At 63.0% G+C, this 21,692-nt stretch carries 23 protein-coding genes; 13 read left to right on the top strand and 10 right to left on the bottom strand.

Annotated elements, in window-relative coordinates; translation table 11 throughout:
- Nucleotides 1–140: 140 nt before the first annotated feature.
- Both ACM6IM_RS16030 and ACM6IM_RS16025 read right to left on the bottom strand, forming a co-directional pair.
- Nucleotides 141–833, bottom strand: coding sequence for an RES family NAD+ phosphorylase (locus tag ACM6IM_RS16030; protein WP_414865678.1), 693 nt, complete (start codon nt 831–833; stop codon nt 141–143).
- Complete coding sequence (locus ACM6IM_RS16025; RefSeq protein WP_192304096.1) at nt 827–1,231, bottom strand: antitoxin Xre-like helix-turn-helix domain-containing protein; 405 nt, start codon at nt 1,229–1,231, stop codon at nt 827–829. The genes ACM6IM_RS16030 and ACM6IM_RS16025 overlap by 7 nt, the downstream gene beginning before the upstream one ends.
- A gap of 124 nt (nt 1,232–1,355) precedes the next feature.
- Between ACM6IM_RS16025 and ACM6IM_RS16020 the strand changes: the two genes are divergently transcribed.
- Nucleotides 1,356–1,745, top strand: coding sequence for a GFA family protein (locus ACM6IM_RS16020; protein WP_414865677.1), 390 nt, complete (start codon nt 1,356–1,358; stop codon nt 1,743–1,745).
- A gap of 9 nt (nt 1,746–1,754) precedes the next feature.
- Here ACM6IM_RS16020 and ACM6IM_RS16015 read toward each other — a convergent pair whose 3' ends face one another.
- Complete coding sequence (locus tag ACM6IM_RS16015; protein WP_192304092.1) at nt 1,755–2,930, bottom strand: GGDEF domain-containing protein; 1,176 nt, start codon at nt 2,928–2,930, stop codon at nt 1,755–1,757.
- Nucleotides 2,931–3,146: 216 nt separating this feature from the next.
- On the opposite strand from ACM6IM_RS16015, the gene ACM6IM_RS16010 reads away from it, so the two are divergent.
- Together ACM6IM_RS16010 and ACM6IM_RS16005 are read left to right on the top strand one after the other, a co-directional pair.
- Nucleotides 3,147–3,626: a VOC family protein gene (locus ACM6IM_RS16010; RefSeq protein ID WP_192304090.1), complete on the top strand. Its 480-nt coding sequence runs from the start codon at nt 3,147–3,149 to the stop codon at nt 3,624–3,626.
- Between the two features lie 191 nt (nt 3,627–3,817).
- Nucleotides 3,818–6,718, top strand: coding sequence for an EAL domain-containing protein (locus tag ACM6IM_RS16005; protein ID WP_414865676.1), 2,901 nt, complete (start codon nt 3,818–3,820; stop codon nt 6,716–6,718).
- Nucleotides 6,719–6,797: 79 nt separating this feature from the next.
- On the opposite strand, the gene yghU is transcribed toward ACM6IM_RS16005, so the two are convergent.
- From yghU to ACM6IM_RS15990, 3 genes are all read right to left on the bottom strand, one after another.
- On the bottom strand, nt 6,798–7,637 hold the full coding sequence (gene yghU, locus ACM6IM_RS16000; protein ID WP_414865675.1) for a glutathione-dependent disulfide-bond oxidoreductase: 840 nt from the start codon (nt 7,635–7,637) through the stop codon (nt 6,798–6,800).
- Nucleotides 7,638–7,788: 151 nt separating this feature from the next.
- The gene (locus tag ACM6IM_RS15995; RefSeq protein WP_414865674.1) at nt 7,789–8,643 is read right to left on the bottom strand and encodes a hypothetical protein; all 855 of its coding nucleotides are present in this window, start codon (nt 8,641–8,643) and stop codon (nt 7,789–7,791) included.
- Between the two features lie 241 nt (nt 8,644–8,884).
- A complete protein-coding gene (locus ACM6IM_RS15990; RefSeq protein WP_192304082.1) occupies nt 8,885–9,784 on the bottom strand; it encodes a LysR substrate-binding domain-containing protein in 900 nt (299 codons plus the stop codon).
- 205 nt (nt 9,785–9,989) lie between these two features.
- Between ACM6IM_RS15990 and ACM6IM_RS15985 the strand changes: the two genes are divergently transcribed.
- The 9 genes from ACM6IM_RS15985 to map all read left to right on the top strand — a co-directional run bounded on the left by ACM6IM_RS15985 (nt 9,990) and on the right by map (nt 17,684).
- Entirely contained in the window at nt 9,990–10,937 is a 948-nt protein-coding gene (locus ACM6IM_RS15985) for a branched-chain amino acid ABC transporter permease (protein ID WP_414865673.1), read from the top strand.
- Nucleotides 10,934–12,037 carry a branched-chain amino acid ABC transporter permease gene (locus ACM6IM_RS15980; protein ID WP_192304078.1) on the top strand — a complete coding sequence of 368 codons (1,104 nt, stop codon included), beginning with the start codon at nt 10,934–10,936 and terminating at the stop codon, nt 12,035–12,037. The genes ACM6IM_RS15985 and ACM6IM_RS15980 overlap by 4 nt, the downstream gene beginning before the upstream one ends.
- Nucleotides 12,034–12,807, top strand: coding sequence for an ABC transporter ATP-binding protein (locus ACM6IM_RS15975; protein ID WP_192304076.1), 774 nt, complete (start codon nt 12,034–12,036; stop codon nt 12,805–12,807). Before ACM6IM_RS15980 ends, ACM6IM_RS15975 begins: the two co-directional genes overlap by 4 nt.
- The gene (locus ACM6IM_RS15970) at nt 12,800–13,516 is read left to right on the top strand and encodes an ABC transporter ATP-binding protein (RefSeq protein ID WP_192304074.1); all 717 of its coding nucleotides are present in this window, start codon (nt 12,800–12,802) and stop codon (nt 13,514–13,516) included. The genes ACM6IM_RS15975 and ACM6IM_RS15970 overlap by 8 nt, the downstream gene beginning before the upstream one ends.
- Nucleotides 13,517–13,599: 83 nt before the next feature.
- Nucleotides 13,600–14,751, top strand: a complete 1,152-nt coding sequence (locus ACM6IM_RS15965) for a branched-chain amino acid ABC transporter substrate-binding protein (RefSeq protein ID WP_414865672.1) — start codon at nt 13,600–13,602, stop codon at nt 14,749–14,751.
- 63 nt (nt 14,752–14,814) lie between these two features.
- Complete coding sequence (locus tag ACM6IM_RS15960; RefSeq protein ID WP_414865671.1) at nt 14,815–15,318, top strand: L-2-amino-thiazoline-4-carboxylic acid hydrolase; 504 nt, start codon at nt 14,815–14,817, stop codon at nt 15,316–15,318.
- Complete coding sequence (locus ACM6IM_RS15955; RefSeq protein WP_414865670.1) at nt 15,315–16,553, top strand: Zn-dependent hydrolase; 1,239 nt, start codon at nt 15,315–15,317, stop codon at nt 16,551–16,553. The genes ACM6IM_RS15960 and ACM6IM_RS15955 overlap by 4 nt, the downstream gene beginning before the upstream one ends.
- Nucleotides 16,554–16,632: 79 nt before the next feature.
- Nucleotides 16,633–16,899: a ParD-like family protein gene (locus ACM6IM_RS15950; protein ID WP_414865669.1), complete on the top strand. Its 267-nt coding sequence runs from the start codon at nt 16,633–16,635 to the stop codon at nt 16,897–16,899.
- Complete coding sequence (gene map / locus ACM6IM_RS15945) at nt 16,896–17,684, top strand: type I methionyl aminopeptidase (RefSeq protein ID WP_414865668.1); 789 nt, start codon at nt 16,896–16,898, stop codon at nt 17,682–17,684. Before ACM6IM_RS15950 ends, map begins: the two co-directional genes overlap by 4 nt.
- Here map and ACM6IM_RS15940 read toward each other — a convergent pair.
- Nucleotides 17,677–18,492 carry a helix-turn-helix domain-containing protein gene (locus tag ACM6IM_RS15940; protein WP_414865667.1) on the bottom strand — a complete coding sequence of 272 codons (816 nt, stop codon included), beginning with the start codon at nt 18,490–18,492 and terminating at the stop codon, nt 17,677–17,679. The two genes, map and ACM6IM_RS15940, sit on opposite strands and share 8 nt — an antisense overlap.
- Before the next feature lie 96 nt (nt 18,493–18,588).
- Between ACM6IM_RS15940 and ACM6IM_RS15935 the strand changes: the two genes are divergently transcribed.
- A complete protein-coding gene (locus ACM6IM_RS15935) occupies nt 18,589–19,545 on the top strand; it encodes a threonine dehydratase (RefSeq protein ID WP_414865666.1) in 957 nt (318 codons plus the stop codon).
- Nucleotides 19,546–19,630: 85 nt separating this feature from the next.
- On the opposite strand, the gene ACM6IM_RS15930 is transcribed toward ACM6IM_RS15935, so the two are convergent.
- Genes ACM6IM_RS15930 through ACM6IM_RS15920 form a run of 3 tightly spaced genes read right to left on the bottom strand, consistent with a single transcriptional unit; the run spans nt 19,631 to nt 21,691 of the window.
- A complete protein-coding gene (locus tag ACM6IM_RS15930) occupies nt 19,631–19,966 on the bottom strand; it encodes a hypothetical protein (RefSeq protein ID WP_201190589.1) in 336 nt (111 codons plus the stop codon).
- Between the two features lie 27 nt (nt 19,967–19,993).
- Complete coding sequence (locus ACM6IM_RS15925; RefSeq protein ID WP_414865665.1) at nt 19,994–20,551, bottom strand: SCO family protein; 558 nt, start codon at nt 20,549–20,551, stop codon at nt 19,994–19,996.
- 3 nt (nt 20,552–20,554) lie between these two features.
- Complete coding sequence (locus ACM6IM_RS15920) at nt 20,555–21,691, bottom strand: hypothetical protein (protein ID WP_414865664.1); 1,137 nt, start codon at nt 21,689–21,691, stop codon at nt 20,555–20,557.
- Nucleotide 21,692 lies beyond the last annotated feature (1 nt).

The following is a 21,692-nucleotide window of genomic DNA, read 5'->3' as shown; positions in this document are numbered from 1 at the left end:
GGTGTGCTCCGGGGTGTTATTGGTTGGTATGGGTGTGATGTTACGCCCCGGAATTTTTAAGAGAACTTCATTGAACTGATGGTGACTATCGATGGCGCTAATGAGTGGTTGGACTCCCACAGGTCGAGGTAGGAGGGGCATCAAGCCTCGCTGATCTGGCTGACGCTGGTCATCTGCCCATTCCAGATCATCTCGTAATGCGCCGCCTGAATCACCGACACCACCGGCCGCGGTGTCATCAGCGCCCAGCAGTGACTGCCGACGTTGCGCACTGAGTGGTAACGGAGCCCGGGACACTTGGCTTCCCTGACCTTTTTCCCCAGACGCCGGGCAGCGGTGTAGTCGTCGGGATCGTAAACCGGATCGGTCAGGGCAATGCCGGTCGCGTCTTTCATCCCGGCCTGGATGAACGAGCAGGACAGGCCACGAAAGACGAACCGCTCATAGTTCAGGCGCGGGACCTTCGACCAGTACAGGCTCTGGTGATGCTTCACTTCAGCCAGTGCGGTTTCCAGGGTGTCCGCCAGGTACAGCACGCCAAAACTGCCATCGCTGAAGCGCGAACCCGCCGGGTTGACGTGGGTAAAGGGCGCAGTCGCGTAGGAGCAGCCGGGAATGCCGAAGGGAATCTCACTGCGCCGGATCAGCTCCAGTCGACCGACCTCGTTTTTCAGCCTGGGGTTGGTGAGTTCCTGGATCTGATACAGCACGTCGAACGCATCGGCATCCGCCACGTCGTCGAACAACGCCACCGGCGGGAATTTCGAATTGACCAGCCGGTAAGCCTGCAATGGCTGGTCGGGGAGGGCTGGCAGCTCGTCCAGCCTCACCATTGCGCACCCCGCAGGACGTCGATGCGGCGGAAGGTTTCATACAGGGAAATCATGTCGCCCTGCGCCATGATCTCGAGTGGCGAGCGACCATTGAAAAATTCGTTGTCGTTGTTCATCGACACAAAGCCGTAGACGTTCTCGGGGTTGTCGAACACCAGGCGCAGGGCGGCGTGGATGTTGAGCACGAAACTGATGCGCTGCATCTGGTCCGCGTCCAGCGCCACGGCCCAATCGGGGTCCTGCTGACGGGCGCGGGTGTAGGTGCTGCGGGAAATGCGCAGGATGCGGCAGGCCTGCTCACTGGACGCCCGCCATTTTTCAAGGATGCCGACCGCTGCACGCAGGCCCGTGACGCATTGGTTTTTGGTAAACGCTGATGGCTGGAGGGCAACGGCCATGTTTGACACCTCAAATTGAGTCCATGGATTCAAATTAAGTCATGACGCGTCTATAGATCAAGTCTGCCACGACCAATGGCGGCTACTATGGATAGGACCACACAACTTCAAGACGAGGTGCGCCATGGACCGATTCACCGGGGGGTGCCTGTGCGGCAGCGTCCGCATCGAGGCGGCAGGGCGCCCCTATCGGGTCGGTGTGTGCCACTGCCTCGATTGCCGTAAACATCACGGGGCGCTGTTTCATGCGTCGGCGATTTTCCCGGAGCGGGCGGTGACGATCGAGGGTGAAACCCGTGACTACGCCGGGCGTTTTTTTTGCCCCCGTTGCGGCTCTTCGGTGTTTTCCCGCAGCGATGACGAAATCGAAGTGAACCTGGGTTCGCTGGACGCCCCCGATCAACTGATCCCCACGTACGAAAGCTGGATCAGCCGCCGCGAAGCCTGGCTGCCGCCGTTTGCGCTCAGCCGTCGCTACGCGCATGACCGGGAGGGCAAGGGACGCGAGGAGTAGGGTGGACGATCAATGGCGCTGCAGTTCGCCGCTGGCCAGGGTCCGGTCCACCAGGCGCAGGCTGTCGCGGCCGCCACGCTTGGATTCATAGAGTGCCGCGTCGCCCTGTTCGATCAGGGCCGCCAGGCTGGTCGGCGGTTGGTTGAACAGGTTGGCGCCGATGCTCAGGGTGACCGGTTGCGGCGTGACGAATGTCTGCGTGGCCGTCTGGTGAAAACGATGACGCAGCGTGTTGCCCAGCCCGACGATGCGTTCGCTCGAGGCGTCATTGAGCAGGATGACGAACTCGTCACCGCCCAAGCGGGCCGCCAGCGCGCCTTCAGGCAGCACCGAGCGGATCATCTCGCTCAGCGAAATCAGCAAGCGGTCGCCGGCCGTGTGGCCGTACAGGTCGTTGACCAGTTTGAAGTTGTCGATATCGATCAGCAGCAGCGCCCCGGGTCGCACGCTGGAAACTTCCTCCAGCAGGCGCGGTGCCCGCACCTCGAGCGCGCGTCGGTTGTACAGGGCGGTCAGCGGATCGCGCGCGGCCAGTCGTGCGATGCGTTTTTCCCGCCGGTAGCGCTCGGTTCCGGTCATCGACAGGGCGATCAGCATGATCGCCATTGCGCCCTCGACCAGCGAGATCTGGATGATCTCGCCACGCAAGGCCGCCAGATCGATCAGCGTGCCCGGAATGACCACCGAGATGGCCTTGGCCGTGTAGAACAGTCCGTGGGTCAACAGCACAAACCGCAGCTGCACCGCACCCACGCTCAATGACCGGCCATGGGGCCGCAGGAGAAAGCTGGCCCTGAGGGTCGGCAAGGCCACCAGCAGCGAATTGGCCACCAGCATGATCTTCGACCACGACGGTTCTTCCGGCAGCAACAGCAGGGCCAGCCAGGCGGCGAAAATCAGGTACCAGCCACGGGACAGGCGCACTTCGGTGAACCGTGCGACGCCCAGAAGGAACAGGAAGTGAGCCGTCACCAGCAAGCCGTTGGCGAACCAGATACCGATCAGCAGCATCCCGCTGACCCGCAGCAGGGCGAGGGTCGAGCCCACGCAAATCGTTGCAAACCCTGCGCTCCAGAACAGCAGGGAGGGTTCGCGGATGCTGCGCCATTCCACCGCCAGGTACAGGGCGGCAGCCGCTGCAAGAGCGACGCTGATGGTCAACATCGTAATAGGGTCGAGCGCCATAGACTGACTGGTTTACCTGGGTTGCCTGAAAAAGGGGGGATTGTAAGCGTTCGGCAGCCTTTTTCGCAGCGCTGGTCATCGGGTGTTGCCCTGTCGATCGAGCCGCGTCCCGTTCGACCAGGTATGAGGTAACGATAGCCAGTCGGGTCCCCCGGCGCTTGCCTGGATCACGGATTGGCTAGACTGAACGGTTCAGATCATTGCTGGAGAATCGACATGCTCAGCAAAAACACGATTTGCCTGTGGTACGACGGCGACGCACTGGACGCCGCGACCTTTTACGCAAAGACCTTTGCGGACAGCTCGGTGGAGGCCGTCCACCACGCACCCGGCGACTACCCGGCGGGCAAGCAGGGCGATGTCCTGACGGTCGAGTTCACGGTGATGGGGCTGCCGTGTCTGGGGTTGAACGGCGGGCCCGGCACCCCGCACAACGGTGCGTTTTCGTTCCAGGTGGCGACCGACGATCAGCAGGAGACCGACCGCCTGTGGGATGCCATCGTCGACAACGGGGGTGAGGCCATCGCCTGCGGATGGTGCCGTGACAAATGGGGTCTGTCGTGGCAAATCACCCCGCGCGTGCTCTCGGCGGCGATCATCAACCCCGATCCTGCAGCGGCCAGGCGCGCCTTCGAGGCCATGATGACCATGGTCAGGATCGACATCGCGAAAATTGAAGCGGCGGTGAAGGGCTGACGTTCGCAATGGCCTGGAAGCTGCTGATTCGCGCGATATTTCACAAATTAATTAACGTCCGTCCCTTGGCGGAGGGCGAAGCGAATAAAACCATTGAAAAAACCGTCGAGAACCTTTAAACGAGAAGCTCACCGGCACTTTGCTAGCATCCGGTAAGTGAGTATCGCCAGTTTTTGGCTCAGGGAGGGCAGATGAGTTTTCGTCCATTGACCGGCTCCCCTCTACAATCCGATGACGACGGCGTGGCAGCCTCGGCGTTGGAAGGGAATTCGGGTAGCGCCGGCAAGGCCGGCGCTGGCAACCAGGACACGATCGGGCATTTGCTGGAGACTGCGCGCCATTGGGGCCACACCACCGCGTGGGTGGTTTACCGTGCCGGTGAACAAATGCACCTGGTCGGTCAGGGCGACCCTCGGGTGCAATGGCCGTCCAGCGTGGCCAATGAAGACTTCGAAGCCTTTTGCCAGGACTGGCGCCTGCAACGCTGGCCGACCGGCAGGGGCGAAAGCGAGCTGGGTTGGCTGCTCGCGCCCCGCGATGACGTCGCAGCGCCGGCGCTCGCCGAGTTTGCCCAGCGCCTGGGCATGCAGTTGCAGACCGATACCCTGGCCCGTGCGCAGAATACTCAGCGGGTGCTGTACGAAATCACCTACCTGGCCAGTTCGACCCGCGACCGCTCGGTGTTTCTGGTCGGGGTTCACCAACTGCTCGCCAGCCTGATCGACGCCGAGAACTTCTACCTCGCGTTGTACGACCCGCACACCCATAAAATCGACTACCCGTACTACGTCGACATCATCGACGTCGACGCCCTGGAGTCCGAGAACTACGAGTACCTCGACCCTTCGCACCTGTCGTTGACCGGCCAGGTGTTGACGTCCGGCCAGCCGCTGCTGATCGATGCTGCGGGGATTCTTGCGGCCCAGGCCGAAGGGCGTTTCTTCTGCGTGGGTGACCGTCCCGAATTCTGGATGGGCGCCCCCTTGAAAAATGCCTCCGACGACGTGTTCGGCATGCTCGCCATGCAGGTCTACGACGTTTCCCGGACCTACAGCGCCGAGGACCGCGCCCTGTTCCTGGTGGTAGCGCGGCATGTGGCGATGGCGCTGGACCGGCTCCTGCACCGCGAGGACCTGGAGCAGACGGTGATGCGCCGGACCCTGGAGCTTTCGGCGGTCAACGATGCCTTGCGCCAGGAGGTAGCGGACCGCGAGCGCGCCGAACATCTGCAGAGCGCGCTGTTCCAGATTGCCGAGCTGTCGAGTCAGCCCGGTGACATGGCCGAGTTTTTCCAGACCCTGCATGGCATCGTCGGGGATCTGCTGTTTGCCCAGAACTTTTACATCGCACTGTTCGATGACGCGACCACGGAAGTGACCTTTCCGTACTACGTCGATGAGCGGCAGAAGACCTGCCCGCTGCCACGGCGCGGGCGCCGGGGCTTGACGGAATATGTGATCCGCCAGCGCCGTCCGTGCCTGATCGACTCCGACGATGCCGACCGATTGTCCGCAGAGGGTGAAATCGAAATCGACGAGTCGGTCCGGTCTTGCTCGTGGCTGGGCATTCCGCTGTTCGATGGCGATGTGGTGCGTGGCGTGCTGGCGGTGCAGAGCTACACGCCAAAGGTGCGGTACACCCAGCGCGACCAGGAATTGCTGACGTTCGTCTCGCGGCACATCGACACGGCGTTGTCGCGTCGTACCGCCGCCGAAGCCATCCACGCCGCCAACCTCAAATTGGAAGCCCGGGTGCAGAACCGCACCCGCGAACTCGATCACGCCAACGCCAAACTGCAACACGAAAACTCCCACGATGCGTTGACCGGGCTGCCCAATCGCACTTACCTGCAACAACGCCTGAACCAGGCCTGGTCGCGGTTCGATCGGGAGGGCGGGCACCTGGCGGTGATGTTCATCGACCTCGACCGCTTCAAGATGGTCAACGACAGCCTGGGGCACCATTTCGGTGACCTGCTGCTGATGCAGGCCGCCCACCGGCTGCGCAACTGCCTACGCGAGGCCGACATGCTCGCCCGCCTGGGCGGCGACGAGTTCTCGGTGCTCGCGCCCGAGGCGCCGCTGGAGGTGGTGATCGAAATCGCCGAGCGGATCCTGTTGGCGTTCGACCTGCCGTTCTTCATCAACGGTCATGAGGTGTTTTCGTCCTGCAGTATCGGCATTGTCAGTGCCGACAGTCAGTTCCATCTCGAACCCGCCGACCTGTTGCGCGATGCCGACGCGGCGATGTACCGGGTCAAGAGTGCCGGTCGCGACAGCTACGCGGTGTTCAACCAGGAAGTGCGCCGTGAGGTCTCGGACCTGGTGGAGCGGGAAGGGGCCCTGCGCAACGCGCTCAAGCGTACCGATGAACTGCTGCCGTATTTCCAGCCGATCGTCAGCGTCGACACGGGTGAACTGCTGGCGCTCGAGGCGCTGATCCGTTGGCATCAGCCGGGCGGCCGGGTGATCGCGCCTGGCGAGTTCCTGCCGGATGTCGAGGGGCTGCGCCTGATCGGGCGCCTGGACCTGTACATGCTCACCAGCATTGCCCTGATCCTTGCCCAGCCCGAGCATGCCCATTGGCCGCCGGTGCACGTCAACTGCTCCAGCTACAGCATGACGCGCCCGGATTTCGCCCGGGATGTGCTGGCCCTGTTGGCCCAGCACGGGGTCGAGCCATCGCGGATCTGCCTGGAATTGACCGAAGGTGCGCTGGTGGCCGAGCCGGCCATTGCCCGACTGACCATGCAGCAGTTGGCCGATAACGGCATGTCGGTGGTGCTCGATGATTTCGGCGCCGGGTTCTCGTCTTTGAGCTACGTGCATCAATACCGCTTCAGCGGCTTGAAGATCGACAAGTCGTTCATCTTCGAACTGAACACCAGCGCCCGCAGCCGCGCCATCGTCCGGGCGATTGTGCGCATGGCCGAATCCCTGGACCTGAGCGTGGTGGCCGAAGGTGTCGAGGATGAAGAAACCCTGATCCTGCTGCGCGAAATGGGCGCCGGACAGGCCCAGGGTTATTACTTCTCCAAGCCGATGGGGCTGGAGGCGCTGATGGCGACTTCGCTGTTGAAGGGGCGCTGTTGAACAGTGTTCACCGTGGGGGCGAGCCTGCTCGCGATGGAGGCAGGAGCACCACGGGGAGTCAGGCAGCCCACGACAGGGTTCAGTCCAGGTCTTGCGCCTGATGCCGTTCGGCGACCTGGCTGGCCTCGTCGCCCCAGGTGCGGTTGACCCGCTGGCCACGGATGACCGCTGGCCGCTGGGCAATTTCCTCGGCCCAGCGCTGCACATGCGTGTACTCGTGGGCCGAGAGGAATTCGGCGGCCGAGTAGACGTTGTTCCGCACCAGTTGGCCGTACCACGGCCAGACCGCGATGTCGGCGATGGTGTAGCTGTCACCGGCCAGGTAACGGCTTTCGGCCAGGCGCCGGTCGAGCACGTCAAGCTGACGCTTGGCTTCCATGGTGAAACGGTTGATCGCGTATTCGAACTTCTCTGGCGCATAGGCGTAGAAATGTCCGAAACCGCCGCCCAGGTAGGGCGCTGAACCCATTTGCCAGAACAGCCAGTTCAGGGTTTCGGTGCGGCCGGCGTGATCGGTTGGCACGAAGGCGCCGAATTTTTCCGCCAGGTACAGCAGGATCGAGCCGGACTCGAACACTCGGACGGGCGGCTCCACGCTGCGGTCCAGCAGTGCCGGGATTTTCGAGTTCGGGTTGATTTCGACGAAGCCACTGGAGAACTGATCGCCTTCGCCGATGCGGATCAGCCACGCATCGTATTCGGCGCCGGTGTGCCCGAGCGCCAGCAGCTCTTCCAGCAGGATGGTGACTTTCACGCCATTGGGCGTGGCCAGGGAATAGAGCTGCAATGGCTGCTTGCCAACCGGCAAGGGCTTGTCATGCGTAGGGCCGGCAGTCGGCCGGTTGATGCTGGCGAACTGGCCGCCGGAGGGGGCTTCATTTTTCCAGACCTTGGGCGGAACGTACGGCGCTTTGCTCATGAAACAGACCTCATGGTTAGCGGGTTGCAATCGGTTGGACCGCAATGGACAACGTTGAGGGGCATCATGCCACAGAGCATTGGGGGGAGGGGGCGTGCGCAGAACGCAGCCCCGTCACCCGGCCTGCGTCCCGCGTTGCATGGTCGATGAATCAGGACGCCTGCGATTCAAGCTTCTTCAGGATTTGCGCGGACGGGTCGCCAAAGCGTGACTGGCTGGATTGCTCTTCTTCAGATTGCGTCACCGCGCCCGACAGGATTTCCGCCAGGTTGGGGAAATGCCCGGTTTTTTTCTTGTCCGGGTCCAGTTCCGAGCCCTGGCTCTGGTTCAACGCGGCTTCCAGCGACAGGCGCTGCGCCAGCCACTCGGGCTTGGCCTTTTCTTCAGGGCTCATGTTGTTCATGAAATCCAGCGCCGCCTTGGCCCGGCCGTAAGGGTCGTTGGCAAACGGGTCTTTCCAGTTTTTCTGCTGGTCCGCCGGGCCACTGTAGTAGCCGGTGGCAAGGCGCCCCTGTTGCCGCATCAAGGCCTGTGCCGAGGCCTGTTCCTCGGCGCTGAACAGTCCGCCTTCGTTGGTGGCCACTGCGTTCAGCGAACGCCGGTCCAGGTCGCCCATCAGCCCGTTACGGTCTGCATCGCTGCCGGCATAGGGGGTGCCGCTGTCTTTCATCAGCGCATACTTTTCGTCCATGCGCTTGCGGGCATCGGCAGCCACTTCGGAAAACGTCTTGTCCTTGGAGCTGGAGACCGCGCCGGGATTGGCGACGCCCAGCACCAGCGCATCGGCGTTCATGCCGGGCCGGACAGGGAAGTACGGCGCGTTGTCCTTGATCGATTTGCTGTAGTCGGTCGAGGTGTCGGAGAGCGAGACCGAATCGGTGTTTTGCGTTTTGGCCGGCTGCGACCTGCCTTGGGTGACGCGCCCCTGAGATTCAGTGGCGGACGCGACGCCAGCGGAAGAGGAGTAGGTGGACATCGCATACGATGACGTTGAACCGGTGATCATTGTTCATCCTTGGCGAGAGGCTCGCAGCGTAAAACACAGGGAAATGTACACAGTCCGTTACTAGATCATCCTTTGGAAGGCATTGCCATCATCCATAGGTTTACCCGGCGATGAACAGGAACTATCCACAGATTGAGTGGGTATTCCTGTGGATAATATCCTGAGAAGCAGAGCGCGCGTGGGCTGTCACGTATTGTTCATTAATTGAGCATGATCGCTGTTCAGGGCGCCCGGCCGCCGATTATTGGCTTATCAGTCGCTGGCGAATCCACTCGTGGAGCCGTGCACCGTCGCTGGACAGTTCGCTGCCGGAGCGTCGGCACAGGTAGTACTGACGGCCATCGTCCACCCCCAGTTCGAACAACTTCACCAGTTCGCCGCTGGCCACGTGCGGCGCCACCAGAGGCTCGCGCAACAAGGCGCAACCCAGGCCCGTGAGCGTGGCGGTCAACGCCAGTTGGCCATCCTCCAGCAGCAGGCCGTTCAAGGCGTTGGCGTGCTGCACCCCGGCGGCCTGGAACCACTGGCTCCAGGTGCCACGTTCTTCATCGTGCACCAGGGGCAATCGGCTCAAGGCCTCGGGCGATTCGATGGGCCCGTGCTGCTGCAGAAAACCTCGGCTGCAATACGCGCTGACCGCACCGGAAATCAGCGGCTCGCTGTGATAGCCCGGCCAGTGCCCGGTGCCGAAGCGGATCGACAGGTCGGCGGCGTCGCTGGGGTAGCTGCGGTGGTTGGCGTAGGTGATGTTGATGTCCAGCTCCGGATTGGCGCCGAGGAATTCGGCCAGGTGTGGAATGAACAGGTTGATGCCGAACAGCGGGATCAGGCTGATGGTGACCTGGCGCGTGGCGCTTTTTTCGCGCACGTGTTCGGTGGCGCTGCGCAGCACGGCAAAAGCCGAGCGGATCGCGCGGTAATACTCACGACCTTCATCGGTGAGGATCAGGTTGCGCCCCTGGCGCAAGGTCAGCGGTTGCTGGAGGAAACTTTCCAGCAAATGCAATTGATGGCTGACCGCCGAAGGCGAGACATCCAGTTCCCGCGCGGCAGCGTTCACCCCGCCGTGGCGGGCGAAGGCTTCGAAGGTGCGCACGGCACGCAGGGGAGGGTCGTTGGCTAACTGTTCTAAATTATTCATGTGTTGAATTAAATACCAAGCTTTCAAGCAAATAAAGCGGGATAAGTGCCGAATGAATGGCGTTTATGGCGTCATTTGAGATTCGAATAACCATATGACTTTCTGATATTTGATAAAAATAGAATAAAAACTTAGTGTGCCGCGTTCCTGAGGGTTCGCCGGTGCGTTTTGCAACCGGCCTTGTGTACGGGGTAACGGTTTTTCGATGGATGTCTTGATCCAGCAACTGCTCAACGGCTTGGTGTCGGGCAGTCTCTACGCCTTGGTCGCGCTGGGCTACACCATGGTCTACGGCATTCTGCGGATCATCAACTTTGCCCACGGTGATGTGCTGATGATCGGCGCGCTGGTGGGACTGTCGGTGATCCGCGTGGTGCAGGCGATCTGGCCGCAACTGCCGAGCGTGCTGGTGCTGGGCCTGGCCGCGCTGATCGCCATGGCGTTCTGCGCGCTGTTGGCGATGCTGATCGAGCGCGTGGCCTATCGCCGCTTGCGCAATGCGCCACGCCTGGCCCCGCTGATCAGCGGCATCGGCGTTTCGCTGCTGTTGCAGACCTTCGCGATGCTGCTGTGGACGCGCAACCCGCAGATGTTCCCGCAACTGCTGCCGCTGGAACCGATTGAACTGCTCGCCAGCGATTCCGGCCATGCCGCCATCACCCATCTGACCGCGCTGACCACCATCGCCGTGGCCGTGGCGGTGATGCTGGGCCTGGTGCTGCTGGTGGAGCGCACGCGGTTCGGCCGGGCGATGCGTGCAGTCGCCGAGAACCCGCAAGTCGCCAGCCTGATGGGCATCAACCCCAATCGCATCATTGTCCTGACCTTCGCCATCGGCGGGGCCCTGGCTGCGCTCGCCGGCATCCTCATGGCCAGCAACTACGGCAGCGCGCATTTCTACATGGGCTTCCTGCCGGGGATCAAGGCGTTCACCGCTGCGGTGCTGGGGGGCATTGGCAACCTCAAGGGCGCGATGCTCGGGGGCCTGTTGCTGGGGCTGATCGAGGCCTTGGGCACCGGCTATCTGGGGGCGGCCACCGGTGGCGTGTTCGGCAGCAATTACCAGGACGTGTTCGCCTTCATCGTGTTGATCGCGGTGCTGGTGTTCCGGCCTTCGGGGATCCTTGGCGAACGACTGGCGACTCGCGCATGACTCATTCCATTGCAGTCTCGACCCCTTCCAGTAAACGTGCCCATCTCGGCCTGCTGCTGTTCACCCTGGCGTTGCTGCTGGCGCCCTGGGTGGTTGGCCACGCTGGCGGCAACACGTGGGTGCGCACCCTGGATTTCGCCCTGCTGTACATCATGCTCGCCCTGGGCCTGAACATCGTGGTCGGTTATGCCGGTCTGTTGGACATGGGGTTCATCGCCTTCTATGCGGTCGGCGCCTACCTGGCGGCGCTGCTGTCCTCACCGCATCTGTTGTTGCAGTTCCCGGCCCTGGCGGCGCTGTTACCCGAGGGCCTGCACACCTCGATCTGGTTGATCCTGCCGTTGGCGGCCTTGCTGGCAGCCGGCTGCGGCGTGGTGCTGGGGGCCCCGACCCTGCGCTTGCGCGGCGATTACCTGGCCATCGTCACCCTCGGCTTCGGTGAAATCATCCGCATCCTGCTGCGCAACCTCGACCGCCCGGTGAACCTCACCAATGGCCCCAAAGGCATTTCCTCGGTGGACCCGGTCAACCTGCTGGGGCTGAACCTGGCGCGCACCCAGGAGATTTTCGGCCTGCGCCTGCCGTCGGTGTATCTGTATTACTACCTGTTCGCCGCGCTGGTGCTGTTGATCCTGTTCGCCTGCCTGCGTCTGCAGGATTCGCGCATCGGCCGGGCCTGGATGGCAATTCGCGAAGACGAGGATGCGGCGCAGGCCATGGGCGTCAACACCCGGCGTCTGAAGTTGCTGGCCTTTGCCATCGGTGCAGCGTTCGGCGGCCTCAGTGGCGCGTTGTTCGCCTCGTTCCAGGGCTTTGTCTCGCCGGAGTCCTTCACCCTCAATGAATCCATCGCGGTGCTGGCCATGGTGGTGCTGGGCGGCATGGGCCACGTACCCGGAGTGATCCTCGGTTGTGTGTTGCTGGCGGCACTGCCCGAGGCTTTGCGGGCGACCATGGGCCCTTTGCAACAAGCGCTGTTCGGCCAGGTGCTGCTGGACCCGGAAATCATCCGCCAGTTGTTTTATGGCCTGGCCCTGATTCTGGTGATGCTCTACCGACCCGCCGGGTTGTGGCCGGCGCGTCATGGAGGTGCCCGATGAGCACGCCGCTGTTGCAGATCGAGCAGGTCAGCAAGCGTTTTGGCGGGGTCGCTGCGCTGAACGACGTCAGCCTGAGCATCCAGCCTGGGGAAATCTACGGCTTGATCGGCCCGAATGGCGCCGGCAAGACCACCTTCTTCAACGTGATGACCGGACTCTACAGCGCCGACGCCGGGCGCTTTCACCTCAATGGCCAGGCCTACCGGCCGACCTCGGTACACGAAGTGGCCCAGGCCGGCATCGCCCGGACCTTCCAGAACATCCGCCTGTTCAATGGCATGAGCGTGCTGGAGAACGTCATGGTCGGCCGCCACGTGCGCACCCGCAATGGTTTGTGGGCCGCGCTGAGCCGCCATCGCCGGGCCCGCGAAGAAGAAGCGCAGACCCGCGAGCAGGCCCATCGGTGGTTGCGTTACGTGGGCCTCGACGGCGTCGCCGACTACCGCGCCGACAGCTTGTCCTACGGCCACCAGCGCCGCCTGGAAATCGCCCGCGCCCTGGCCACCGAACCCTTGCTGCTGGCCCTCGACGAACCCGCAGCCGGCATGAACGCCAGCGAGAAAGTGCAATTGCGCGGGTTGCTGGAAAAGATCCGCGCCGATGGCCACAGCCTGTTGCTGATCGAGCACGACGTGAAACTGGTGATGGGGGTGTGCGACCGCATCAGCGTGCTGGATTACGGCCAGGTGATCGCCCAGGGCGCGCCCGCCGACATGCGCCGGCACCCGGCGGTCATTCAAGCCTACCTGGGAGCCAGCGCCAATGTCTGAACCCCTGTTGCGTATCGAAGGCCTCAAGGTGCGCTACGGCGCCATCGAGGCGGTCAAGTCCGTGGACCTGCACGTCGCCGAAGGCGAGCGGGTCACGCTGATCGGTGCCAATGGCGCCGGCAAGAGCTCCAGCCTCAAGGCGCTGACGGGGTTGTTGCCGGTGGCGGCGGGGCAGATCCGTTTCGACGGCCGCTCGATGCTCGGGTTGCCGGCTCACGAACGGTTGCGTGCGGGCATCGCCCTGGTCCCGGAAGGGCGCGGCATCTTTGCCCGCATGAGCGTGCTGGAAAATCTTCACGCCGGGGCGTTTCTGCGCCGCGACCGGCAACAGGTCAACCTCGAAATCCGCCAGCTGTTCGAGCACTTTCCACGCCTGGAGGAACGCTTGCAGCAATCCGCCGGGCTGCTCTCCGGTGGCGAGCAACAAATGCTCGCCCTGGCCCGGGCCCTGTTGTCCCGCCCACGCCTGCTGGTGCTCGACGAACCGTCGATGGGCCTGGCGCCGATCATGGTCGAGAAGCTGTTCCAGGTGATCGATGACGTCTGCCGCCAGGGCATGACGCTGTTGCTGGTGGAGCAGAACGCTCGCCTGGCGCTGCAAGTGACGGATCGCGGCTACGTGATGGACACCGGGCGCATCAGCCTCAGCGGCGACTCGCCGGTCCTGCTCGACGACCCCAAGGTACGCGAAGCCTACCTGGGCGAATGATTCAACCACTGACGCCACCGGACGTCCGGCGTGTTTCGACCAGCCCTACAGGCCACGAAGCCTGAGAGAAACAGGAAATACCGATGAAAACTTCTGCCCCCTTCAAACGCGTTGCACTGCTCGGCCTGGCACTTGGCAGCCTCGCCAGTGCCGTGGCCCAGGCCGACCAGCAAGTGCTGATCGGCCTGGCCGGACCGCTGACCGGACCCTCGGCGCGAATCGGCAAGGACCTGGAAAACGGCGCGCAACTGGCCATCGACCGGGCCAACGCCCAGCACCCGAAAATCAACGGTGAGGCGGTGACGTTCAAGCTCGTTTCCGAGGATGACCAGTCCGATCCGCGCACCGCCGTGTCGGTGGCCCAGCGTCTGGTGGACGCCGGTGTGGTCGGCGTGGTCGGTCACTGGAACACCGGCACCAGCATTCCGGCGGCGCGGGTTTACCACGACGCCGGCATCGCCCAGGTGGCGCCGGTCGCTACGGGCCATGCCTACACCCAGCAGGGTTTCGACACCAGTTTCCGGATCATGGGCCACGACGATGACGGCGGCCAGGTGGCCGGCGACTACGCCCTGAACACCCTCAAGGCCAAACGCATCGCGGTGATCGATGACCGTACCGCGTTCGGTCAGGGGCTGGCCGACCAGTTCGTCAAGTCGATCGAGGCGGGCGGAGCCAAGGTGGTGTCCCGAGAATACGTCGACGACAAGACCATCGACTTCAGCGCGGTGCTGACCAACATCCGCAGCCAGAATCCGGACCTGATTTTCTTCGGTGGCGTTGACGCCCAGGCCGCGCCGCTGGCCCGTCGCATCAAGCAGCTGGGGATCAAGGCGCCGTTGATGGGCGCGGGCGGCTTTGTCAGCCAGACGTTCCTGCAACTGGCACAGAACGAAGGCGAGGGTGTGATCGCTCTGGAACCGGGGCTCGCCGTCGCGCAAATGCCCGGCGGCCAGGCGTTCGACCAGGCCTACCAGCAACGCTTCAAAGCACCCATCGAACTGCATGCACCGTTCGCCTACGACGGTGTCGGCGTGCTGGTCGCGGCCCTCGAAAAAGCCGATTCGACCGACCCGCAGAAATACCTGCCGGTGCTGCGCGCGATCAGCTATCCGGGTGTGACCGGGACCATCGCCTTCGATGCCCAGGGCAACCTGCGCAACCCGACCTTCACCGTGTATCAGGTCAAGGCCAATCAATGGGTGCCGGTGAGTGTCGCCGGTGGCGCGAAATAACAAGAGTCAATCGGCGGGCGGACGTCGGTTCGCCCGCCCCCGTGGAGCTGATGGAGGCACACAATGAGCAAACTCGAAGGTGAACTGGGCATCCTCGCCCGTCGGCGGATCGAAGCGGAAATCATCAAGCCGATCTACGACATCCTGGTGCGCGAGCACGGCCAGCAACATGCGGCGGCGGTGATCGGCGAAGCGGTCGGCAATGCGGCGATCAAGGCCGGCAAGCACTTTGCCGCGCTGGAGGAACAGGGCGCCGACCTGAAAAGCTTCGTCGAACTGCAAGTGCTGTGGGAGCAGGACGACGCGCTGAAGGTCGAGATCATCGCCAGCGATGCCGAGCGCTATGACTATGACGTCAAGCGCTGCCGCTACGCCGAGATGTACCACGAGATGGGCCTGGGCGAAATCGGCCATTTGCTCTCGTGCAACCGCGACGAGTTGTTCATCGTCGGCTACAACCCGGACATTGAATTGACCCGCACTCAAACCATCATGGGCGGCGCCCCGCATTGCGATTTCCGCTACCGCGCCAAGTCAGCGGCCAAGAACGGGGAGCCACGCTCATGAGTACGCTGGCGAGGGTCAATGGCGAACGCCTGTGGGATTCGCTGATGGACATGGCGCAGATCGGCGCCACCGCCAACGGTGGTGTGTCGCGACTGGCATTGAGCGACGAGGACCGGCGCGGACGCGACCTGTTCGTGGCCTGGGCCGAAGCGGCCGGCTGCACGATTCGGGTCGATGCCATGGGCAATATTTTCGCCCGCAGGGCCGGGCGCAACAACGCGTTGGCGCCGGTGGTGACCGGGTCCCACGGCGATTCCCAGCCGTCGGGCGGCAAGTTCGACGGCATCTATGGCGTACTGGCCGGGCTGGAAGTGCTGCGCACCCTGAACGATCTGGGGATCGAGACCGAGCGACCGATCGAAGTGATCAACTGGACCAACGAGGAAGGCTCGCGCTTTGCCCCGGCGATGATCGCTTCGGGGGTGTATGCCGGGGTGTTTGACCTCGAATATGGCCTGTCGCGCACCGATGCCAAGGGCGTGACCATCGGCCAGGCGCTGGAGCAGATCGGTTATGCCGGTGCGCACCCGGTGGGTGGCCAGGCGATCCACGCCGCGTTTGAACTGCACATCGAGCAGGGGCCGATTCTGGAGGCTCAGGACCTGACCATCGGCGTCGTTACCGGTGCCCAGGGTCAGCGCTGGTACGAGGTCGAACTGATCGGTCGCAGCGCTCACGCGGGCACCACGCCGATGGACCATCGCCTCGACGCCTTGCTCGGTTTCGCCCGCGTGGTGGAAGCGGTCAATCAGTTGGGACTTGAGCAGGGCGCGGAAGGCCGGGCCACGGTCGGCATGGCCAACATCTTCCCGAACTCGCGCAACGTCGTGCCGGGCCGGGTGTTCTTCAGTGTCGAATTCCGTCACCCGGATGAAGCCGTACTGGCCCGCCAGGATGAACAACTGCGCGAGGCGGTGCAGCGCATCGCCGGGCAAATCGGTTTGCAACACAGCGTCAAACAGATTTTCCAGTACGCCCCTATTGCCTTCGATGCGGATTGCGTCGAAGCGGTGCGGGTGGCCAGCGCCGCCTTGGGCTATAGCCATCGACCGATGATTTCCGGGGCCGGGCATGATGCCTGTTACCTCAACCGCGTGGCCCCGACGGCGATGATCTTCGTGCCCTGCGTCGACGGTCTGAGCCATAACGAAGCCGAGCACATTCACCCGCATTGGTCGACGGCCGGGGCGGACGTGCTGCTGCAGGCGATCCTGGCCAAGGCGACGGCCGAATGAGGTGTTGCGTCGCCAGGGTTTGAATTTCCGCTGGGTTCACATAAGATATGAAACATATACATTTCATATAGTGAAGCCGATGGGTATCGTTAAAATCTCCGAAGCACTGCATGAGCACCTGCGCGTTGCCAGCAACGCGCTGAGTCGCTCGATCAACGCCCAGGCCGAGCACTGGATGCGCATCGGCATGCTCGCCGAACTGCACCCCAACCTCGACCACGCCGACATTTGTCGCTTGCTGGTGCGTGCAGAGCTGGAGGGCGGCCTGGAGCTGAAGCAGCTGTGCGGTCTGGCCGACAGTGCCCCCGGCCCTGAGGTCAAGACCGCCGGGGGACCCCGCCAATGAGGGCGAATGTGCGCATCAACACACCGGCTGAAATCGCCAGGTCACGCACGGCGGGCATGCTCGCGGCCGAAGTGCTGGCGATGATTGCACCCCATGTGAAAGCCGGGGTCACCACCGACGAACTCGATCGCCTGTGCCACGACTACATCGTCAACGTGCAGAAGGCCATTCCCGGCAATGTCGGTTATCTCGGCTACCCGAAAACCATCCTCACCTCCGTCAACCAGGTGGTCTGCCATGGCCTGCCATCGGCCACCGAGCTGAAGGATGGCGACATCGTCAACATCGACATCGCGGTGAAAAAGGACGGTTGGTATGGCGACACCAGCCGCATGTATTTCGTTGGCGAACCTGAGCCAGAGGCACGCCGTCTGGTCAAGACCACCTATGACGCGCTATGCGCCGGCATTCGTGTGGTGCGCCCCGGTGCCACGCTCGGCGACATCGGTCATGCCATTCAGGCGCATGCCGAAAACGCCGGCTTCAGTGTGGTGCGCGAGTATTGCGGCCACGGGATCGGCAAGGTCTATCACGATGAGCCGCAGATCCTGCATTACGGCTATCCGGGCCAGGGCCTGAAGTTGAAAGCCGGGATGATCTTCACCATCGAACCGATGCTCAACGCCGGCAAGCGCCATGTGCGCAGCCTGGCCGACGGCTGGACCGTGGTCACCCGGGACAATTCGCTGTCGGCCCAGTGGGAACACATGGTCGCGGTGACCGATGAAGGTTTTCAGGTGCTGTCGCCCTGGCCTGACCGCGTCGAGGGGTTTGCGGCTATCTGATTCTCGACGCCTGGCGCAATTGCACCGGACTGACGCCCAGGCGCTGCCTGAACACTGTGGCCATGTGCGCCTGGGAGTTGAAGCCGCAGGCGAGGGCGATGTCGGCCAGGCTGGCGCTTGAGTCGAGCAGGCGGGCACGGGCGGTGGCCAGGCGCCGGTCGATCAGGTAGCTGTGCGGGCTTTTGCCCATTGCGCGCTTGAAGGCGCGGATGAAAAAGCCTTCCGACAGCTCCAGCAACTGCGCCATCGCCTGCACGCTCAGCGGGCCGCCCAGGCCGGCGTCAATGAATTCGTCGAGCAGGCGCAGCCGGCTGGCGGTGATGGAGCCGCGTAGCGGTGCTACCGACGTTTCCTGTCCTTGAGCCCGGTCCGCCAGTGCGAGTGCCCAATCTTCCCAATCGTCATCCACCGAGGCGCGCAACAACGCACTGCGCATGCGCAGCGCGAGGGTGATGGCCTGCGGGTCAATGCGATTGTTGAAGGCATGGTCGCCAATGCAGGCCAGGCCCTCGGCGTGCACGACCCGCAGGTATTCGCCGCCACGGGGGGACTCGGACAGCACGTCACAACCGGCCGGCACGAACGCCAGGCTGTTAGGCGTGGCCACGAAGGGCTGCACGCGATCGCTGCCGATGGCATGCACGCCTCGCTGGCTGTCGAAGGCAAAGCCAATTGCCGACTGGCTCGCGACGTACCGCGCCGCATAGGCCGAGCCTGGCAACAACTCAATCGCCCACGGGCCTGCCTCGATACGGCGGACCGGTTCGGTGACGGGCGATGGGCGTTTTGGCAGATTCATGTACCGCATAGTAGTGAAGAGCGGGGACAAAAGTCAGGTCAGTTTTTTGAAAGCCGGCGAATGGCGCCCCCGCCTAGACTGAGCGAAATCCTTCGGAGGCTGCTCATGTCCACACTGACACGCGACGATATCGAACAGGCGGCTCGCCACGTCTACCAGGTCATGCCTGCCACTGCCCAGTACGCCTGGCCGTTGCTGGCCGAGCGTCTGGGCTGCACGGTGTGGGTCAAGCATGAAAACCACACCCCGACCGGCGCCTTCAAGGTGCGCGGCGGCATTACCTTCATGCACTGGCTCCAACGTGCGCATCCGCAGGTGCAGGGCATTGTGTCCGCGACCCGTGGCAACCATGGCCAGAGCCTGGCGCTGGCCGCCAGCGCGGCGGGTTTGCGCGCCTTGATCGTCGTGCCCCAGGGCAATTCGGTGGAAAAGAACAACGCCATGCGCGGTTTCGGCGGTGAGGTCGTCGAGTTCGGCCGTGATTTCGACGAAGCCCGTGAAGAGGCCGCACGCCTGGCGCAGGCGCAGGGTCTGTACCTGGTGCCGCCGTTCCACCGCGAGCTGGTCAAGGGCGTGGCTACCTATGCGCTGGAGCTGTTCACCGCGGTGCCGGACCTGGACACCGTCTACGTGCCGATTGGCTGCGGCTCGGGGATCTGCGCGGTGCTCGCCGCCCGCGATGCATTGGGCCTGGACACCCGAGTGGTGGGCGTGGTGTCCACCGAAGCGGCGGCGGCCAAGTTGTCGTTCGAGTCCGGCACCCTGTGTGAAACCGCCTCGGCCAATACCTTCGCCGACGGCCTCGCCGTGCGCAAACCGATTCCCGAGGCTTTCGATATCTACGGCGCCGCCGCGTCGCGCATTGTGTCTGTCGACGATGACCAGATTGCCGAGGCCATGCGTGTGTATTACACCGACACCCACAACCTCGCCGAAGGCGCCGGCGCGGCGGCGCTGGCGGCGCTGATGCAGGAGCGTGAAGCGATGGCGGGGAAAAAGGTCGGGGTGATCCTCTCCGGCGGGAATGTGGACCGGACGGTGTACGCGAGAGTGATCGCCTGACGCAATCGATGGGGGGGCCTGCCCGCGAGGGTGTTCTTGCGTTCATCGCGAGCTCGCTCCCGCAGAGGATCGCCGTGCGAACGCCTTAGGTAAACGTAATCGCCCAGGTGATAAACCCCGCGATCCCCGTGGTGCAGGTCAGGGCGACCAGGAAAAGGCCGTCGATCAGCTTTTCCATGAAGTGATTGCGCTGGAACTGCCGGGTGCGTAGCGACCAGTAGGACAGAAGGGTGGTGATCAAATACAGGATGGCGTTGATCGCCAGCAGGTCATCACCGATGGAATCGGCACTTTTCAGAGTGCCGACCACTTGGAAAATCCCGATCACCGTAATGCACACACCGACCATCGCGGCCGAGGCGGTGAACACATGAACGCAGATGTCCTCATTCAACGTGACGGGCGTTTTGTTGTCGCTCATGTCATGTTCCAGTGCGGCGGTGGGGTTTCAGGCCGGTGCGTCGGCCAACGCCGCGACGACCTGTTTCTCGATCTCCTTTTCGTCCATGCCGCGCCCGAAATGCTTGAGATAGCGCCCCTGGCTGTCGATCAGGAACAGAAGGGTCGAGTGGTCCATCATGTACTGGTCCGGTCGATCGCCGGACGGCACTTTCTTGTAGTACACGTGATAGGCGTCGGTGATGCGCACGATCTCCTGCGCTGAACCGGTCAGGCCGACGAAGTCGCTGGCGAAGTAGTTCACGTACACCTTGAGTTTCTTCGGCGTGTCGCGTTCCGGGTCGATCGTCACGAAAACCGGTCGCACGTTGATGCCCTGTTGTTTGAGTTGACGACTGATGCGCGCCATTTTCGCAAGATCGGTCGGGCAAATGGCCGGGCAGGTCATGAAGCCGAAGTACAGCAACGCCGGCTCGCCGAAACTGCGTTCGGTGACGCGCCGGCCATTCTGGTCGGTCAGTTGAAAGGGCCCGCCGACATCGGTGCGGGTCGCTGCTGACGTGTGGGCTGCCAGGCCCGCCAGCAGTAGCGCCATCAACCACTTCATCGATCAATACCCTCCGGAATAGGTCAGTGCCAAGCCCACCAGTTCGGACATCTGCCCGTCCTCTTTCTGGGTGCCGGCAGACAGGCCAAGTTTGAGCTGGCCGGTGATGTTGTAGGTCAGGCTTAACTCGTTGAGGTAGTCCTGGTGATCGGCGCCAGCGGTGGACTGGCGATGCTTGTCGGTGCGGGTCGCGCCCAGGCTCCAGTCGCCAAAATCGAAGGTCAGCGAGGTGGTCAGGTAGCGTGTGTCATTGCCCTTGATGCCGTCTTCGTTATCGACGTCGGCAAATTCGATGAAGGGCACGATATCGAAGTAGCGACCTGCCAGGGTGGGTTCGAGGTCGGTGCTCGGTTCATAGGCCCAGATGTAGCGTGCCGAGGCGATCTTGATGGTCTCATCGTCCTCGCCCGGGGGATTGGCTTGCGTCTCGTCCTCGGCCTGCTTGTTGGACATGAAGCCGGCCTGCAGTTCCAGGTAGGGCACCGCCGGAATCGCCAGCCAGTTCACCGTCACCGCGTAGGAGTCGAGCTTGCCGGTGTTGGACGGTCCGCCGTCGCTGCGTCGCAGCTTCTCGCCATGGCGCAGGTAGGGGCGGCCTAGGAACGAATTGTCGGCGGTGTAGAGGCTGAGATTGGGTTCGATCATCCCCCATTGCTGGTCGAAGAAACGGTACGCCACTGTGCCGCCGAGCATGCCGTCCAGGTCGTAGGTGCTGACGAAGTCTTCCGTGTAGAGGCCGGGCGCCTGGTCCTGGGCGCGCCCGAACGGCACGTGATACTTGCCGACACTGAACGCCGAGTTGGCGTTGTTCTGGTAATAGTTGAGGTCGTTGATCACCAGCCCGACGTCTTCGAAGAAGCGCTTCTGTCCAGGCTCGGGCCCGTCGATGGGGTTGATCTCGGTGGAGAACTGAATCTGCTGGTCGTGGCTGAAGCGGTAGTAGAACGTGGCGTTGATGTCGGGGTAGGCATCGGTGCTGTTGCGATTGCCACCCTGGGGCGAATCGGAATGCACGTGGTCATACTGAAAGGTTGCGTCGTAATCCATGCCGACGTTGGGGTACTGCCCGTCATCGGCCAGCGGCGACTCCAGGGCGTACACCGAACCCATCAACAACACAGCCAAGCGATAGTTGTACATG

The organism is Pseudomonas sp. IT-P12 (assembly GCF_949767465.1).
In the GTDB taxonomy this organism is placed as follows: domain Bacteria; phylum Pseudomonadota; class Gammaproteobacteria; order Pseudomonadales; family Pseudomonadaceae; genus Aquipseudomonas.
The sequence above is the reverse complement of the archived record's forward strand: the minus strand, read 5'-3'. Positions and strand labels throughout refer to the sequence as shown.